Below are 15,005 nucleotides of genomic sequence, written 5' to 3'. Positions count from 1 at the left end.
GCCGGGCCCGGAAGCCCCGGGCCGGCATTCAGGCCGGGGGCGAGTCGTCCAGGCACAACAAGGTCTCGATCCGCGCCGGGCTGAAGGGCGGACGCGGCGCCGAGGGTTGCCAGCCGAACAACTGCTGCACGGCGCCGCCACAGACCCGGCCCTGGCAGGCGCCCATGCCGCAGCGGGTGGCCAGTTTGGCTTCGCGCCAGTCGGCGTGTGGCACCAGTGCGGCGTAGGGCACGTCTTCGCAGCGGCACACCAGGGTGTCGGCCTGGGCCAGTGACTTGAGTTGTGGCTTGAGGCGGAAGGTGTGGTTCAAGACCTTGGCAAACCCCTGCCAGCGTGTCCGTAGTGGCCACAACGCCTGGGCCTGTGGACGCTCACCGACCGCCGCGTGCCCGGCAATCGCACCTTCGACCAGGGACAGCTCACTGCCGCCGAAACCGGTGCATTCGCCCGCCGCGTAATGATCGGCGCGGCTGCCGGCCTGCCAGGCATCCACCGCCAGGGCCTGGCCATCGAGTGCGTAGCCCAGGGCCTGGCCGAGCTGGGTATTGGGGATCAGGCCGAAACCGCAGGCCAGACGATCGCAGGCCAGCTCGACGATTTTGCCCTGCTGTTGCAGGCGCACGCCTTCCAGGCGATCCGTGCCCAGGGCGGCGAGTACATGGCTGTTGGTTCGATAGTGGTGGTCGAACAGGCTGAACGACTGCAGCAGTTTGTCCGGCCAGCGCGGCAGTTGCGCGGCGAATCCGGCGACGGCGTTGCTGCTCGCCTGCTCGGCGATACGCAGCACCCGGGCGCCGTTGTGTCGGGCTGTCGCGGCGCTGGCCAGCAGCAAGGGGCCGCTGCCGGCAATCACCACACGTTCCTCCCGCACCGGCAATCCGCCCTTGATCAGCGCCTGGAGTCCGCCCACACCGGTGACGCCTGGCAGGGTCCAGCCGGGGAAGGGCAGCAGCAATTCGCGGGCGCCGGTACACAGGATCAGTTTGTCGTAGGCAATCACCCAGCCGCGTTCATCGTCCTCGACCAGCAGCTGTTTCGGACCGGCGCAGGCAATCACCCGGGTGCTGGCATGGCGTTGGATATTGCTGTGGTTCTCCAGTTGCTCGCGCAGACGATGGGCCTGCTTCGGCAGCTTGGCCTGCGGCCCGTCGCGCCAGATTTGTCCGCCGGGCAGCGGGTTGTCATCGAGGATGACGATGCGTGCGCCGCTGGGTGCCGCGGCGAGGGCGGCGGCCATACCGGCGGGACCGGCGCCGATGATCAGCAGATCGGCGTATGCGCTCATGCTTGGGTCTCCACGCGCATGCCGTCACGACAGAGGGTCTGGCAGGCCAGACGACGGCGCCCGTCGATGCTCACCCGGCACTCCTGGCAAATACCCATGCCGCACAGGGGCGCACGGCGCTGGCCGCTGACCGAAGTGCGGGTGCAACCATCGCCGCCGAGCGCCAATGCGGCGGCGACGCTGGTCCCTTCGGCAACCCTGAGGACGTGGCCGTCCAGCAGTAATTCAGGCATAAACCGGCTCCCCGAGAAAACGTTGCGGCAGATAAGGCAGTGCGGCCAACGGCGGTGTTTCATCGAACAGTTGCGCCACCAGCAGGTCGGCGGTGCCGGGTGCCGTGGTGACCCCCAGGCCTTCGTGGCCGACGGCCAGCCACAAGCCCTGGCGTTGCGGATGCTGGCCCACCAGCGGCAAACCGTCGGGGCTGGCGGCGCGAAAGCCGGTCCAGGCGCGGATGCCATTGAGTTGTGCCAACCCGGGCATGTACTCGATGGCGCGCTTGAGCATCTTGGCGAGCATCCAGCCTTCGACCTGCGGATCGCGGGTGCCGAATTGCCGCGAGGCGCCTATAAACAGTTGCCCGGTCGGACGCGGCTGGATATTGCACGCCGCCGAAGGGCCGCTGGCGTTGTGGGCACTGGTGACGTAACCGAGTTCCACCAGGGTGTGGGTGACTTTTCCGGGGTAACGGTCGGTGATCAGCAAGTGGCCCTTTTTCGGCACGATCGGCAATTCCGGGCACAAGTCGCTGGCCTGGACGCCGTTGGCCAGAATCACCGCATCGGCCTTCAGCCAGTGACCATCGTCGAGGCGCACACAGTTGCCGTCGACTTCACTGACCCGCGCACGACGCTGGCGGATATTGGCGCTTGCGAGCATCCAATGGGCCGTCGCCGGGGCATAGAGAATGCCGTCGCCATTGATCAGCAGCCCGCCTTCCAGGCCTTCGCGCAACTCGGGTTCACGTTGGCGCAAGGCGCTGCGGCCGATCAACTCGCAGGCCACGCCTTGGGCCTGCAAGTTCAGGTATTTAGCCTGGGCGACGGCCATTTCTTCGGCATTGGCTGCCAGCCACAGGGTGCCGTTGCTGCGGTAGGCGCAGCCGTCGGGCAACACCGCTGCCGTTTCGCGCCAGCGTTGCAGGGAGTATTGGCTGAGGGCCAGTTCGGCCGGATTGTCGTCGAGCACCAGCAAATGCCCCATGCCCGCCGCCGTCGCCCCGGGCAGGCCGGCGTCCAGCACCAGAACCTGCACGCCGCGACGGGCCAGCGCCTGGGCACAGGCGGCACCGACGATGCCGGCGCCGATCACGATCACATCGGCCACCCGGCCCTCGTTCACGGGCGAATGCCCCAGGCGAACGGGTCGTCCTGTTCGATGATCAGGCTGGCCTCGGCGCTGATAAAGGCACGGCCGCGAATGGTCGGCACAATGCGCTCGCCCTGATGCTCGTAGGAACCCTCGAACTCGCTGCCGATCACACTGGCCTGACGCCAGATCTGCCCCGGTTGCAACTTGTCGTCGGCCGCCAGGCACGCCAGTTTGGCGCTGGTGCCCGTGCCGCAAGGGGAGCGGTCGTAGGCCTTGCCGGGACAGAGGACAAAGTTGCGGCTGTCGGCGTGTTCGTCATCGGCGAACAGCTCGATATGGTCGATCAACCCGCCATCTTCACCGCGAATACCCTGGGCCTCCAGGGCTTGCTGGACAGCGAAGGTATAGGCGGTCAGTGCCTCGAGGTTGTCGCCGGCGATGTCCAGGCCATGTTCGGCGATCAGGAAAAACCAGTTGCCGCCCCAGGCGATATCGCCAATGACCTGGCCGATGCCCGGCACCTCCAGCGCCAGGGCTTTCTGGTAACGATAGGCCGGGACGTTACGCACGCTTACCGAATGGTCTTCGTGCAAGGTTGCCTGCACCGTGCCCACCGGCGTCTCGATGCTGTGGGTGCCAGGACCGATCCTGCCCAGGTGCGCCAGGGAGGCCACCAGGCCGATGGTGCCGTGGCCGCACATGCCTAGGTAACCGGTGTTGTTGAAGAAAATCACTCCGGCACAGGCGCTCGGGTCCACCGGCTTACAGAGCAGGGCGCCGACCAGCACATCGCTGCCCCGTGGTTCGAGCACGCAGGCCGCGCGCCACTGGTCGTGTTCTTCGGCCAGCCGTTGCCGGCGCTCGGCCATGCTACCGGTGCCCAGGTCAGGAAAACCGGCGGTCACCAGGCGGGTGGGTTCGCCGCCGGTGTGGGAGTCGATCACGCTGATGCGTTTCATGGGAGGGCCACGTCCGTTCCGATAAGTGACGGACAGAGTGGCCTGGAGAGGGGCGCGTCGGCTTGAGGGTTTTAGCCTGTGCCGATGACGAAATCAGCACAGTGCGCGACACCGTCAGTGGCTGTGGGGCAGGTGTTCGAACAGGGTCTTGCAGACGCCGGCGATATGCTCGTCGAGCAGCGTCACCGCGCGATCCACATCGCCTGCGCGACAGGCCGCGAGAATTTCCCGGTGTTCGTGGTCGGCGCGTTCCTTGCCGGCGGAAAGGCTCATCTGCATGCGCAGGTAGCGCTCCAGCTTGTCGTTGACCGAACGGATCAGGCCCACCAGAAACGGTCGTTGCGCCGGTTCGTAGAGGCAGGCGTGCAGTTCCCAGTTGAGTTCGGCCCAGCGGCCCACATCATCTTCACCGATAAACTCCTGGCAGATGCGTTCGGCACGGGCGAAGGTCTCTTCGGTCATGTTCGGAATCGCCAGGCGCAGCACCTTGTCTTCCAGCAGCATGCGCACTTCGAACATCTGCGCCAGTTCCGCATCCGACACCCGCGTGACCATCGCCCCGCGATTGCGCTGGAACATCACCAGGCCTTCGGCCTCCAGGCGCTTGAGGGCTTCGCGCACCGGAATCTTGCTGACGTTGAACTGCCGGGCGATATCGTCCTGGCGAATCGGCTCATCCTCGGCGAAATGCCCGGCGACAATGGCGTCGCGCAGATGACGGGTGATGATTTCCGACGTCGAAGGCGAGTTGCCGAGGTCGGGAGCGTTGAGTTTTGGTAGGGCCACGGTTCTGATCGTTCGAGATGAGTTGTGCAGATGGTATACGAAATCTTCTGGCTGTTCCTGGGTGATGGTGCGGACGGTCAAGCCAGTGGCGCGCGACATCTAGCGGGCGATGGCTTGCGCCGCCTGCGCCAAACGCCGCGTGGCCTCTCGGATTTCATCGCGATCCAGTGAGGCAAAACCCAAGCGTAATGCATTCTCCGGTTGATCCGTGGGCGAGAACTGGCGGCTGTTGCGCACCACCAGGTCGAACTCCAGGGCCTTTTCCACCAGTTGGCCGACGTTTATCTCGTCCGCGAAACGCACCCACAGCGCCAGGCCGCCTTCGGGCTCCTGCACCGCAATGCGTTCGCCAAAGCCCTCCACCAGGCAGCGATGGAGGATTTCCCGACGCTGCCGGTATTCCTTTGAAACGCGGCGCAGGTGCTTTTTCAGTTCACCGTCATTGATCAGGTCCACCAGCATCTGCTGCGACACCGCATCACCCTGGCCCAGGGTCAGCGCGGCGTTGCGGTTCAGCACCTCGATCACGTTGGTGGGCGCGACCACATAGCTGCAGCGGAAGGTCGAGCCCAGGGACTTGGACAGCGAGCCGATATAAATCACATGGCGCTGGGCGCTGTCGCTGGCCAGGGGCAGGTAGGGGCGACCGTCAAAGTGATACTCGTAGTCGTAGTCTTCCTCGATCACGCAGAAATCATGCTGCCTGGCCAAGGCCAGCAGTTGTTGTCGGCGCCCGGCATGCAGGCTGACAGTGGTGGGGAACTGGTGATGGGGGGTGAGATAGATCATCCGCACCTTGTGCAGCCGGCACAGCGCGTCGATCTGATCGACCCGGCAGCCTTCGCTGTCCAGGTCCACGGTGACCAGGCGCGCGCCCAATTTACGGAAGATCTCCCACGCCGGCGGATAGCTCAGGCGTTCCACCAGCACCACGTCACCGGGTTCCAGCAGCGCGCTGGCGGTCAGGTACAGCGACATCTGTACGCCCTGGGTCAGGCAGATATGCCCGGCCTCGACGGTCAGGCCGCGATTGTTGCGCAGCATCTCGGCCAGCGCCCGGCGCAACGCATGACTGGTGCCGTCACAGCCGTGGCGCACGGTATTGGAGACGAAACTCTTGCGCAGCGCGTTGCGGTAATAGCGATGCAGCACGGCTTGCGGCAGCAAGCGGTGGTCACAGGCGCCGTTGTCGAAGAACAGCGCGCCAGGATGATGTTGCAGTGCCGTCGCCTGCTCGCCCGGGGTGAAATACGGCACCGCGGGTTGCGCCCGCAGTGCCAGCGCGAAGGCGGGCGGGGTGCTGCGGGCGATGGCCGTGGGGGCCAGTTGCGCGTTGACGAAGGTGCCCCGGCGCGGTTCGCTGACCAGCCAGCCTTTGGTCAGGGCTTCCTCGTAGGCCAGGATCACGGTCTTGCGGTTGACGTCGAGCAAGCGCGCCATTTCCCGCGTGCCGGGCAGCAAGGTCCCGGGCGTGAGGCGTCCGTCGACAATCGCGGTCACCAGGCCTTCGACAATCTTGCGGTAGGACGCTTGAGTCTCGCTCCCCTCCAGATTGAGCAGGGGACGCCATTTACGCATCTGGACCATCTGAACTATCCAAAACTGGAGGTTTTAATGGTCCTAGTCTAACGCAACAATTGGCTCTCATTCACCCCCGAGGTCCTTATGAACGCACGCCATGTCATTGAGTTGTCGCCCTCGGGCAAAACCTTCGAAGCCGGTGACGAGCTGCTGCTCGACGCCATGCTCGCCAGCGGCCTGTCGGTGCCGTTCTCCTGCCGTCGCGGGGCGTGCGGCTCGTGCAAGGTCAAGGTCGTGGCGGGGCAGTACCGTGACAAGGTCCTCGCCGCGGACGCTCCGGCACCTTCCTACCCGCTGGCCGCCGATGAAATGCTGTTGTGCCAGAGCCATGCCTGCGCCGATATGCGCCTGGAAATCCCCGGCTGGTCGCTGGACACGCCCACGCTGGAAATCCCCGTGCGGGTCCTGGGCAAGCGTGCACTGAGCTCCGATATCACCGAGCTGGTGCTGATGCCGGAAACCCTGGAACCGGTTGAGGTTCGCGCCGGCCAGTACGTCCGCTTTCGCCTCGACGATGGCGACAGTCGGTGTTTCTCCATTGCCAATCTCCCGGCGCAAGAGGGCGGCCAATTGGTCTTTCATATTCGTCGGGTCAGCGGCGGACGGTTTTCCGAGCAGGTCCTGGCGACCTTGGATGTCGGTCATGCGTTGACCCTGGAAGGTCCGTTGGGTGCCTGTACCTGGCAGCACGAAGACGCTCGTCCCCTGGTGCTGTTCGCCACGGGAACCGGTTATGCCGGGATCAAGCCGCTGCTGCTGACCGCCTTGGCCCGGGGCGCCGAGGTGACGTTGTACTGGGGCGGCTCGCAGCCCGAGGATTTTTACGACCGCGAGTTCCTGGACCAGGCACAGGCCGAGTCCCCCGGCTTTTCCTGGCACCCGGTGCTGTCGTCGGAGGCGCGGGTGCAGCAGGTTGCCTTTGAGCAGGCGCATCCCTGGGCAGAGGCTCAGGTCTATGCCTGCGGTAACAGCACGATGATCCGCGATGTCCGCGAATACTGCCTCGCGGCGGGTGTGCCGGCTCACCGTTTTGTCGCCGAGGCCTTTGTGCCCAGCGGTGTGTCGCTGCCCGAGTCGACGCTCAAGCCGCTGGATCCGGTCTGGGAAAAAGTCGGTCCGCGTTATTCCCTGGACGGCATGTTGGCCGCCCGCGAGCAATCGGTCCGCGCCCTTGCCTCGATCGCCAGCCAACTGCGGGTCGGGATGACCACCGCCGAGGCCCTGGAGATGGCCAATCAGCAGTTGCAAGCCATGGGCTCGTCCCACACCTGGCATCCGACCTATATCCGTTTTGGCGACGATACCGTGCGCACGCCACGCCAGGGCATCGATCCGCAACGCCAGCTACGCGCGACCGATATCGCCGTGGTCGATCTCGGCCCGGTGTGGGACGGTTATGAAGGCGATTATGGCGACACCTTCGTCTTCGGCGAGCATCCGCTGCACCAGGCGTGCGTCAAGGCCTTGCACGAGGTGTTCGACGAAACCCGCGAGGCCTGGCACCAGGGGCTGACCGGCCGCGAGCTCTATGATTTCGCCGAACGCAGCGCCGACTCGAAAGGCTGGAGACTGGAGCGCAACCTGGCCGGACACCGCATCGCCGATTTCCCCCACGCCTTGTTCGGGCAGGAGAAGCTGGCCGAGCTGGAGATTGTGCCGAGCGAGATGGTCTGGGTCCTGGAAATCCAGCTCTGCCATCCCACCGAAGCGGTCGGGGCGTTCTTCGAGGATATCCTGATCGGTCAGGGGGGCTGATGGCTGTCGCCCTTTTGCGTTCAAGCGCAAACAGCCGGCTTTAGCGCCGCCCCTCGACGGCCATGCGCACGGCCAAGCCTGTGAGCACCGTGCTCATCAGCCAGCGTTGCACGATCTGCCACACTGGCCTGTTGGCGAGAAATGCCGCGATGGAACCCGCCATGACAGCGATCAGCGCGTTGACGCTGACGCTGATGACGATCTGGGTAAAGCCGAGCACAAGGGATTGGGTCAGCACGCTGTCATGGCCGACGGGGTCGATGAATTGGGGCAACAGTGACAAGTACATGACCGCGACTTTGGGATTCAACAGGTTGGTGACAAAGCCCATGGTGAACAGCTTGCGCGGGCTGTCCTTGGGCAGGTCGCGCACCTGGAACGGCGAGCGGCCGCCGGGCTTGACCGCCTGCCAGGCCAGGTAGAGCAGGTAGAGCGCGCCGCCGAGGCGCAGGACATCATAGGCGTAGGGAACCGCCAGGAGCAGGGCGGTGATGCCCAATGCGGCGCAAAACATATAGACGACAAAACCCAGTGCCACGCCGCCCAGGGAAATCAGTCCGGCCATGCGTCCCTGGCAGATCGACCGCGAGATCAGATAGATCATGTTCGGCCCGGGCGTCAGCACCATGCCGAGTGAGATCAGGCCGTAGGCAAGCAGGTTGGACAGTTCGGGCATGGCGTAGCTCCTTGAGGCCGATGGGAGGCATCTGGATGGAGCGCAGGATAATAGAGGGGGCGATGTGAGCCTGTTAGATACAGATTGACTGACAAAACGTCATACAGCGCTCGCCGTTGTGATTCGGCCCAATCGGTCACGATTGGGCTTTCTCATCCTCGGGAAATGCTCTCTGCCTGATTCTTACCCGGCCTGGTGGTCTTGCGGCCCATCATGCAGCAGATGAAAGATCTCCCGCTTCATCCGGATAAACCCCGGGTCCATGACCATGTCCAGGTTTCTCGGGCGACCGATGGGCACATCCAGCACCTCCTTGATCCGTCCTGGCCGGGCGCCCATGACGAAGATGCGGTCACCCAGCAGGATGGCTTCGTCGATATCATGGGTCACGAACAGCACGGTCTTCTTGGTGTTCTCCCAGACCTTCAGCAGCAACTGTTGCATCTGCAAGCGCGTCTGGCTGTCCAGCGCGCCGAAGGGCTCATCCATCAGCAGGATCTGCGGGTCGTTGGCCAGGGCACGGGCTATCGCGACCCGCTGCATCATTCCCCCGGAAAGCTGCTTGGAATAGTTATCGGCAAACTTCAGCAGGCCGACTTCATTCAGGTAGTAGTCCACCGTCTCGCGGCGCTCCGCGGTGGCGATGCCACGGCGCTTGAGGCCGAACTCGATGTTCTTGCGCACCGTCAGCCAGGGAAACAGGGTATAGCTCTGGAACACCATGCCACGGTCGGCACCCGGGCCGTCGACCAGTTGGCCGCCGACGTAGATGTCGCCCGAGGTGGGCTCGGCCAGTCCCGCCGTCAGGTAGAGCAGGCTGGACTTGCCGCAGCCCGAAGGCCCGACCAGCACGGCGAACTGCTGGTCGGGGACCTCGAACGAGACCTTCTCCAGGGCGGTGAAGGTGCCGCCCGAAGGCGTTTTGTACTGCAGGCTGACGCTGTCGACACGCAGGCGCGGGGCGGCGCTGGGGGCGATGTTCATTGGCGTGACGAGCCGGGGGGATGTTGCCGTTACTGAGCCCATGCGGCCACCTTCAAGCGAAGAAGTCTGAACAGTTGATCGGTGACCAGCCCCAACAGGCCGATAACAGCGATCGCCAGGAAAATCACGTCGACCTGGAAGCCGCGCATGGCCTTGAGGCTGAGGTAGCCCAGGCCGCTGGAGGCCGCCACCAGTTCGGCCACGACCAGGTAGGTCCAGGCCCAGCCCATGGTCACCCGCAGGGTATCCAGCACCCCCGGCAGTGATGCCGGGGCGATCACATGCAGGACCGCATCCATGCGGTTGGAACCCAGGGTGTAGGAGGCGTTGACCAGGTCCTTGGACACGCCCTTGGACACGTCGGCAATCATCACCAGTTGCTGGAAAAACACCCCGAAGATAATCACCGAGACCCGTTGTTCCAGGCCGATGCCGATCCACAGGATGAACAGCGGCACGAACGAGGTGACCGGCAGGTAGCGGATAAAGTTGACCAGCGGCTCGAGGAACGCCTGCACCACCCGGAAGCTGCCCATCAGCAAACCGATGGGCACCGCCACCAGCGAAGAGATGATAAAACCGACCATCACCACTTCCACACTGGCCCAGACATGCGGCCCCAGGGTGCCGTCACGGCTCAGGCGTAGCGCCGCCTCCAGCACGGCGCCCGGGGTGGGCAGGAACATCGCCGGCACCACGCCGCCATAGGACAGCACCGCCCAGAGCCCGATCAGCAGTACCCAGGCCAGCCCGCTGGCGCTCCAGACCACCTGGACCGGCAAGCCGGTCTTGGGCGTGAGGCAGCGGTTCAACCACGAATTACGCTTGGACATGCCGCCTCCTATTTCGGGGTGATGAAGCGATTGTCGATCAGGTCGGCGTAGCTGACGTTGTAAGGCTTGCCTTGCAACTCGCTGGCGGTCTCGTTGGCCAGCTTGAGCACGCTTTCGGCGGCACCCTTGCTGCCATTGCTGCCCAGCAGGGCTTCGCTCATGGCCTGGTCATAGAAACGCACGCCCTTGGCCGCCGAGGCGAGTTCCGCCGGGTCCGCCAGGTAGCCGCCGACGCCCTTGGCCATGATCGCGTAGGCTTCCTTCGGATGTTCCTGGGTGTACTTCACCGCCTTGTACAAGCCGGCGACCAGGGCTTTGACATCCTCCGGTTGTTTTTCGACGACATCGCAGTTCAAGGCCACCACATCGACGATCACCCCAGGGGTACTGCTGCTGTCGATCAACACCTTGCCGGTGTGTTTTTCGCGCACGGTGCTCAGGTGCGGCTCCCAGGTCACGGCGGCCGGTACGCGGCCGGCGATAAAGGCGGTGGCCGCGTCGTCGGCGGTCATGTTCTGGATGGTCAGGTCGCTCATCTTCATGCCGGCGTTCTTCAGCAGGTAGTTGAGCCAGAACTGCGAGACGGAGCCTTCATTGACGGCCACGGCCTTGCCCTTGAGCTCTTGCAGGCTGTTGACGTCCTTGCCCACCAGGACGCCGTCGCCGCCATGGCTTTCGTCCAGCGCGGCGACGGCCTTGAAGCAGAATTGCGGGCGGTACTTGAGGATTTCATCCAGGGTCGACGCCGAGCCGGACAGTTTGCCCGAGGCCTGCGCGGCCATGTACATGGAGGCTTCTTCGATGGTCGGCAGTTCCACGGTCAGGCCCTTGTCCTTGAAGTAACCCAGGTCCTGGGCCAGGTACAGGGTGCCGTAGCCGACCCAGGTGGTGTGACCGATCGACAGGGTGCCGGCCTGGGCACCACCGGCAACGCCGGCGGCGATAGCGGTCAGGGCCAGCGGACGTATGCAGCGCGAGACGAAAGACTTGATCATTGAGCACTCCCGGAACGTTGGTTTTTAGTTCGTATGTGTCGGGGCAGTGGGGCAAGACGCCAAAAACTGAACAACCTGGGGTCTCTGACGGACCTTGTGCCTCTGTTGGGGCGAGATTGATATTGGCTGATGTGGCGGGCCAGGAAAATTAGTAAATATGTCGTCGCTAAAGAGGAAAAAACTGGGTAGGCCTGCTGGGACGAAAAGCCTCTGCGGCGGGGGTTCTGGCGGGCGGGCAAGCTGAAAAACGCCGCCGCCCGGCTCCGGGTGGCAGCGTTTTTCCTTGGGGGCTGCAATCAACCGGTCAGGCGCTCGTTGTCGCGAATGCCGGCGGCGGTCAGGGGGGCGCGCAGCAGGATCAGATCGGCGGCCTTCTCACCGATCATGATGCACGGTGCATTGGTGTTGCCGCTGATCAGGGTCGGCATGATCGAGGCGTCGACCACCCGCAGCCCTTTCAGGCCATGGACTTTCAAGTCCGGGCCGACCACGCTCATGGGGTCGACACCCATCTTGCAGGTGCCCACGGGGTGGAACACCGTCGAGGCGTAGTCGCGCACGTAAGTCAGCAGTTGCTCATCGGTCTGTACGGCCTCGCCGGGCAGCATCTCCTTGCCGCGAATCCCGTCGAACTGCGGGGCGGCGAGAATGCGTCGGGCCAGCTTCAAACCTTCGATCAGCACCTTGGCGTCGACGGGATCGGAGAGGAAGTTGAAATCGATGACCAGCTTGCGGTCACGGTCCAGGTGCAGCGCGCCGATGCTCTTGGGGCGTAAGACGCAGGTGTGCACGGCATAGCCGTGGCCCCATTCGAACAGCCGGCCGCGATGGCTGCGATAACCGGGGACGAAGTGGAACTGCACGTCGGGCAGAGCGTCCGCCAGGGGCGTCCGGGCAAAGCCGCCGGCCTCGACATAGTTGGTGGTCAGCCAGCCTTTTCTGGCCAGCAGGTAGCGCAGCGGCGCGCTGAGGATGCTGGGCAGGGACCCCAGTGAAAAGCCCAGCGTCAGCGGGCTTCTGGAGCGAACGGTGACCAGTCCGTCGATATGGTCCTGCAGGTTCTTGCCGACGCCGGGCAGGTCATGCTCGACCTCGATCCCGGCGGCTTGCAGCTCCTGCGCCGGGCCGATGCCGGAGGCCAGCAGCAACTGCGGGCTTCCCAGCGCGCCCGCGCAAAGGATGACTTCACGGCTGGCATGCAGGGTTTGTCGGTTGCCTTCCACCTCGACCCTGACGCCTTTGGCCGTGCGCCGCTCAAGGATCAGCGAATGCACGGTGCAGTCGGTGACCACGGTCAGGTTCGGGCGATCGATCACCGGCGCGACAAAGGCCCGGTAGCTGGAGAGGCGGCGGGCATCCTTTTGCGTCAGGTTGTAGATGCCGCAGCCCTCGAGCTGCTCGCCGTTGAAGTCGTCGTTGCGGCGCAGGCCCAGGCGTTCGGCGGCCTGGACGAACAGCTTCGACAGCGGATTGGGATCGCGCGCGGCCTCGACGTTCAGCTCACCGGCGCTGCCATGCCGGCGCGGGTCCTGGCCGAGCCGGTTGTTCTCCGACTTCCTGAAGTACGGCAACACGCTGTCCCAGTCCCAGCCGGGGCAGCCGGCCTGCGCCCAGCGATCGTAGTCGCTGGCGTGGCCGCGAATGTAGATCATGCTGTTCATCGAGCTGGAGCCGCCGAGGGCCTTGCCCCGTGGGGTGTGCAAGGTCCGGCCGGCGAGGTTCTTCTGCGGTGCGGAGAAAAAGTTCCAGCTGTACTTTTTGCTCTTGTACAGGGTAATGGTGCCTGCCGGCGTCTGGATTCGCGGGCTGTTGTCGTGGCCGCCGGCTTCGATCAGGCAGACGCTGAGGGTCGGGTCGGCACTCAAGCGGTTCGCCAGTACACAGCCGGAGGAGCCGGCACCGACGATGACATAGTCGAAGTGCGTGTTCATGCGCTTTTCCCTGCTAGTTGATGGATTGACGCGGGCGGCGACGCCGGCCCGCGAGGTCGTGGGCTACCCGGGATTCAGCGCAACTGAAACCAGGTGGTCTTCAACTGGGTGTATTTGTCGAATGAATGCAGCGACAGGTCGCGGCCGAAGCCCGATTGCTTGCCGCCGCCAAAGGGCACGCTGACGTCCAGCGCATCCACGGTATTGACCGACACGGTGCCGGCATTCAAACGGGCCGCCACGCGATGGGCGCGGTTGAGGTCGTCGCTCCACAGCGACGCGGCCAGGGCATAGATATGGTCGTTGGCCATCCGTACGGCATGGTCTTCATCGTCGAAGGCGGTGATCGCCAGCACCGGGCCGAAGACTTCCTCGCGGGACAGGCGCATGTCGGGGCTGACCTGGGTGAACAGCGTCGGCTGGATGAAGTTGTTCGAGCCGTTGATCGTCAGCCGTTCACCACCGGCTACCCGTCGGGCGCCGTCGGTACTGGCTTGGCCGATGTAGTCCATCACCCGAGCGGCCTGCCGGGCGTCGACCATCGCGCCCATCCGGCTGGCCGGGTCCAGCGGATCGCCAGGCTGCCAGTGGCGGGCCTTTTCCTGCAGGCGCTCGACGAACTCGTCGTGGATGGAGCGCTCGACCAGCAGGCGCGAGTTGGCCGAACAGACTTCACCCTGGTTGAAGAAAATCCCGAAGGCGGCCTTTTCCGCCGCCAGGTCCAGGTCCTGGCAATCGGCGAACACCAGGTTCGGGCTTTTGCCGCCACATTCCAGCCAGACCTGCTTGAGGTTGGATTGCGCCGCGTACTGCATGAAGTATTTGCCGACCTGGGTCGAGCCGGTGAAGGCCAGCGCGTCGATATCCGGGTGCAGGCCCAGGGCGCGCCCGGCCTGTTCGCCGAGGCCCGTGACCACATTGAACACCCCGGGCGGCACACCGGCTTCAAGCGCCAGCTCAGCCAGGCGCAGGGCGGAGAAGGGGGATTGCTCGGCGGGCTTGAGGATCACGCTGTTGCCGGCCGCGAGGGCCGGCGCGACTTTCCAGGCCGCCATGTCCAGGGGGAAATTCCACGGCACCACGGCGGCGATAACGCCCAACGGCACGCGGGTGATGGTCGCCAGGGTGCCCGGGCCGGTGGGCGCCACCTGGTCGTAGAGCTTGTCGAGACTTTCGGCATACCAGGCAAACACCTGGGCCGCGCCGGGAACATCGAGGGTGTAGGCATCCATGACCGGTTTGCCCATGCTCAGGGAGTCGAGCAACGCCAATTCCTCGCGATGGGCCAGGATCAGCTCGCTGAGTCGCAGCAGAATCGCCTTGCGTTCCCTGGGCAGCATCCGGGCCCAGGGCCCGCTGTCGAAACTGTGGCGGGCCACCCGCACGGCCTTGTCGATATCGGCGTCCGCGCAGGCCGTGACCCGTGCGAGCAAGGCGTTGGTGGCGGGGTTGATCACGGCGAATGTGGCGCCGTCCTGCGCTGCATGGGCTCGCCCGTCAATCCAGGCGACATCGATCAGGCGCTGCTGTCCCGCCAGCCGTTGCCACGTGTTCAAGTCAGTCACTGCACCCTCCAAAATAGCCTCTGATGGGCTATGTCCACGATCAGTCGTGCCGATAGTGGGGGAAGTGCGCGGTCCACGAAATGAGTAAAAATGTCTTCGCTATCGATAAAAAAACTCACCAGGCGTGCGCCATCTCGGTGCACGCCTGGAGAGGTTTTTTAGCATCAGGCCCCAGGAATTTACTGGTTTCTCGCGTCTCGCGAACACCGCAAAATCGGCTGGATGCACACGCCGTCAGGGCCGTGCGCGCGGTACGGTTTTTACCGCTGGCGTATAAGCTTCTGACGACCCGGCCCGATTCTTGATGGGCGATGTTGATGCATTCGCTTTGCCACTTGCGAGGT

Annotated in this window: 13 protein-coding genes; 1 reads left to right on the top strand and 12 read right to left on the bottom strand. The window is 64.4% G+C overall.

Features of this window, described 5'->3' with window-relative positions:
* Positions 1-28: 28 nt before the first annotated feature.
* The 6 genes from CWE01_RS16890 to CWE01_RS16865 all read right to left on the bottom strand — a co-directional run bounded on the left by CWE01_RS16890 (position 29) and on the right by CWE01_RS16865 (position 5,928).
* Positions 29-1,285, bottom strand: coding sequence for an FAD/NAD(P)-binding oxidoreductase (locus CWE01_RS16890; RefSeq protein ID WP_100941680.1), 1,257 nt, complete (start codon positions 1,283-1,285; stop codon positions 29-31).
* Complete coding sequence (locus CWE01_RS16885) at positions 1,282-1,518, bottom strand: (2Fe-2S)-binding protein (protein WP_100941679.1); 237 nt, start codon at positions 1,516-1,518, stop codon at positions 1,282-1,284. Before CWE01_RS16885 ends, CWE01_RS16890 begins: the two co-directional genes overlap by 4 nt.
* A complete protein-coding gene (locus CWE01_RS16880) occupies positions 1,511-2,626 on the bottom strand; it encodes an FAD-binding oxidoreductase (RefSeq protein ID WP_100941678.1) in 1,116 nt (371 codons plus the stop codon). The genes CWE01_RS16885 and CWE01_RS16880 overlap by 8 nt, the downstream gene beginning before the upstream one ends.
* Positions 2,623-3,555 (bottom strand): 4-hydroxyproline epimerase, encoded by a 933-nt coding sequence (locus tag CWE01_RS16875; RefSeq protein ID WP_100941677.1) that lies wholly within the window; start codon positions 3,553-3,555, stop codon positions 2,623-2,625. Before CWE01_RS16875 ends, CWE01_RS16880 begins: the two co-directional genes overlap by 4 nt.
* Before the next feature lie 114 nt (positions 3,556-3,669).
* The gene (locus CWE01_RS16870; protein ID WP_100941734.1) at positions 3,670-4,341 is read right to left on the bottom strand and encodes a GntR family transcriptional regulator; all 672 of its coding nucleotides are present in this window, start codon (positions 4,339-4,341) and stop codon (positions 3,670-3,672) included.
* 99 nt (positions 4,342-4,440) lie between these two features.
* Positions 4,441-5,928, bottom strand: coding sequence for a PLP-dependent aminotransferase family protein (locus CWE01_RS16865; RefSeq protein WP_100941676.1), 1,488 nt, complete (start codon positions 5,926-5,928; stop codon positions 4,441-4,443).
* Between the two features lie 78 nt (positions 5,929-6,006).
* On the opposite strand from CWE01_RS16865, the gene CWE01_RS16860 reads away from it, so the two are divergent.
* Entirely contained in the window at positions 6,007-7,677 is a 1,671-nt protein-coding gene (locus CWE01_RS16860; protein ID WP_100941675.1) for an NAD(P)H dependent flavin oxidoreductase family protein, read from the top strand.
* Between the two features lie 40 nt (positions 7,678-7,717).
* On the opposite strand, the gene CWE01_RS16855 is transcribed toward CWE01_RS16860, so the two are convergent.
* The 6 genes from CWE01_RS16855 to CWE01_RS16830 all read right to left on the bottom strand — a co-directional run bounded on the left by CWE01_RS16855 (position 7,718) and on the right by CWE01_RS16830 (position 14,661).
* Positions 7,718-8,353 (bottom strand): LysE family translocator, encoded by a 636-nt coding sequence (locus tag CWE01_RS16855; RefSeq protein WP_100941674.1) that lies wholly within the window; start codon positions 8,351-8,353, stop codon positions 7,718-7,720.
* A 183-nt stretch (positions 8,354-8,536) separates the two neighbouring features.
* A complete protein-coding gene (locus CWE01_RS16850; protein WP_100941673.1) occupies positions 8,537-9,379 on the bottom strand; it encodes an ABC transporter ATP-binding protein in 843 nt (280 codons plus the stop codon).
* Positions 9,367-10,170: an ABC transporter permease gene (locus CWE01_RS16845; RefSeq protein WP_100941672.1), complete on the bottom strand. Its 804-nt coding sequence runs from the start codon at positions 10,168-10,170 to the stop codon at positions 9,367-9,369. The genes CWE01_RS16850 and CWE01_RS16845 overlap by 13 nt, the downstream gene beginning before the upstream one ends.
* 8 nt (positions 10,171-10,178) lie before the next feature.
* On the bottom strand, positions 10,179-11,165 hold the full coding sequence (locus tag CWE01_RS16840; protein WP_100941671.1) for an ABC transporter substrate-binding protein: 987 nt from the start codon (positions 11,163-11,165) through the stop codon (positions 10,179-10,181).
* Positions 11,166-11,461: 296 nt separating this feature from the next.
* Positions 11,462-13,096: a GMC family oxidoreductase gene (locus CWE01_RS16835; protein ID WP_100941670.1), complete on the bottom strand. Its 1,635-nt coding sequence runs from the start codon at positions 13,094-13,096 to the stop codon at positions 11,462-11,464.
* A 74-nt stretch (positions 13,097-13,170) separates the two neighbouring features.
* The gene (locus CWE01_RS16830; protein ID WP_100941669.1) at positions 13,171-14,661 is read right to left on the bottom strand and encodes an aldehyde dehydrogenase; all 1,491 of its coding nucleotides are present in this window, start codon (positions 14,659-14,661) and stop codon (positions 13,171-13,173) included.
* Positions 14,662-15,005: the final 344 nt, after the last annotated feature.

This window comes from Pseudomonas sp. QS1027 (genome assembly GCF_002814235.1).
Classification (GTDB): Bacteria; Pseudomonadota; Gammaproteobacteria; order Pseudomonadales; family Pseudomonadaceae; genus Aquipseudomonas.
This window is presented reverse-complemented; position numbering and strand designations above follow the sequence as displayed.

Bases quoted from the DNA above. Each gene is read 5' to 3' on its own strand.
- CWE01_RS16855 (WP_100941674.1), bottom strand. From the start codon at position 8,353: ATGCCCGAACTGTCCAACCTGCTTGCCTACGGCCTGATCTCACTCGGC.
- CWE01_RS16865 (WP_100941676.1), bottom strand. From the start codon at position 5,928: ATGGTCCAGATGCGTAAATGGCGTCCCCTGCTCAATCTGGAGGGGAGC.
- CWE01_RS16840 (WP_100941671.1), bottom strand. From the start codon at position 11,165: ATGATCAAGTCTTTCGTCTCGCGCTGCATACGTCCGCTGGCCCTGACC.
- CWE01_RS16860 (WP_100941675.1), top strand. From the start codon at position 6,007: ATGAACGCACGCCATGTCATTGAGTTGTCGCCCTCGGGCAAAACCTTC.
- CWE01_RS16845 (WP_100941672.1), bottom strand. From the start codon at position 10,170: ATGTCCAAGCGTAATTCGTGGTTGAACCGCTGCCTCACGCCCAAGACC.
- CWE01_RS16875 (WP_100941677.1), bottom strand. From the start codon at position 3,555: ATGAAACGCATCAGCGTGATCGACTCCCACACCGGCGGCGAACCCACC.
- CWE01_RS16885 (WP_100941679.1), bottom strand. From the start codon at position 1,518: ATGCCTGAATTACTGCTGGACGGCCACGTCCTCAGGGTTGCCGAAGGG.
- CWE01_RS16890 (WP_100941680.1), bottom strand. From the start codon at position 1,285: ATGAGCGCATACGCCGATCTGCTGATCATCGGCGCCGGTCCCGCCGGT.
- CWE01_RS16835 (WP_100941670.1), bottom strand. From the start codon at position 13,096: ATGAACACGCACTTCGACTATGTCATCGTCGGTGCCGGCTCCTCCGGC.
- CWE01_RS16850 (WP_100941673.1), bottom strand. From the start codon at position 9,379: ATGGGCTCAGTAACGGCAACATCCCCCCGGCTCGTCACGCCAATGAAC.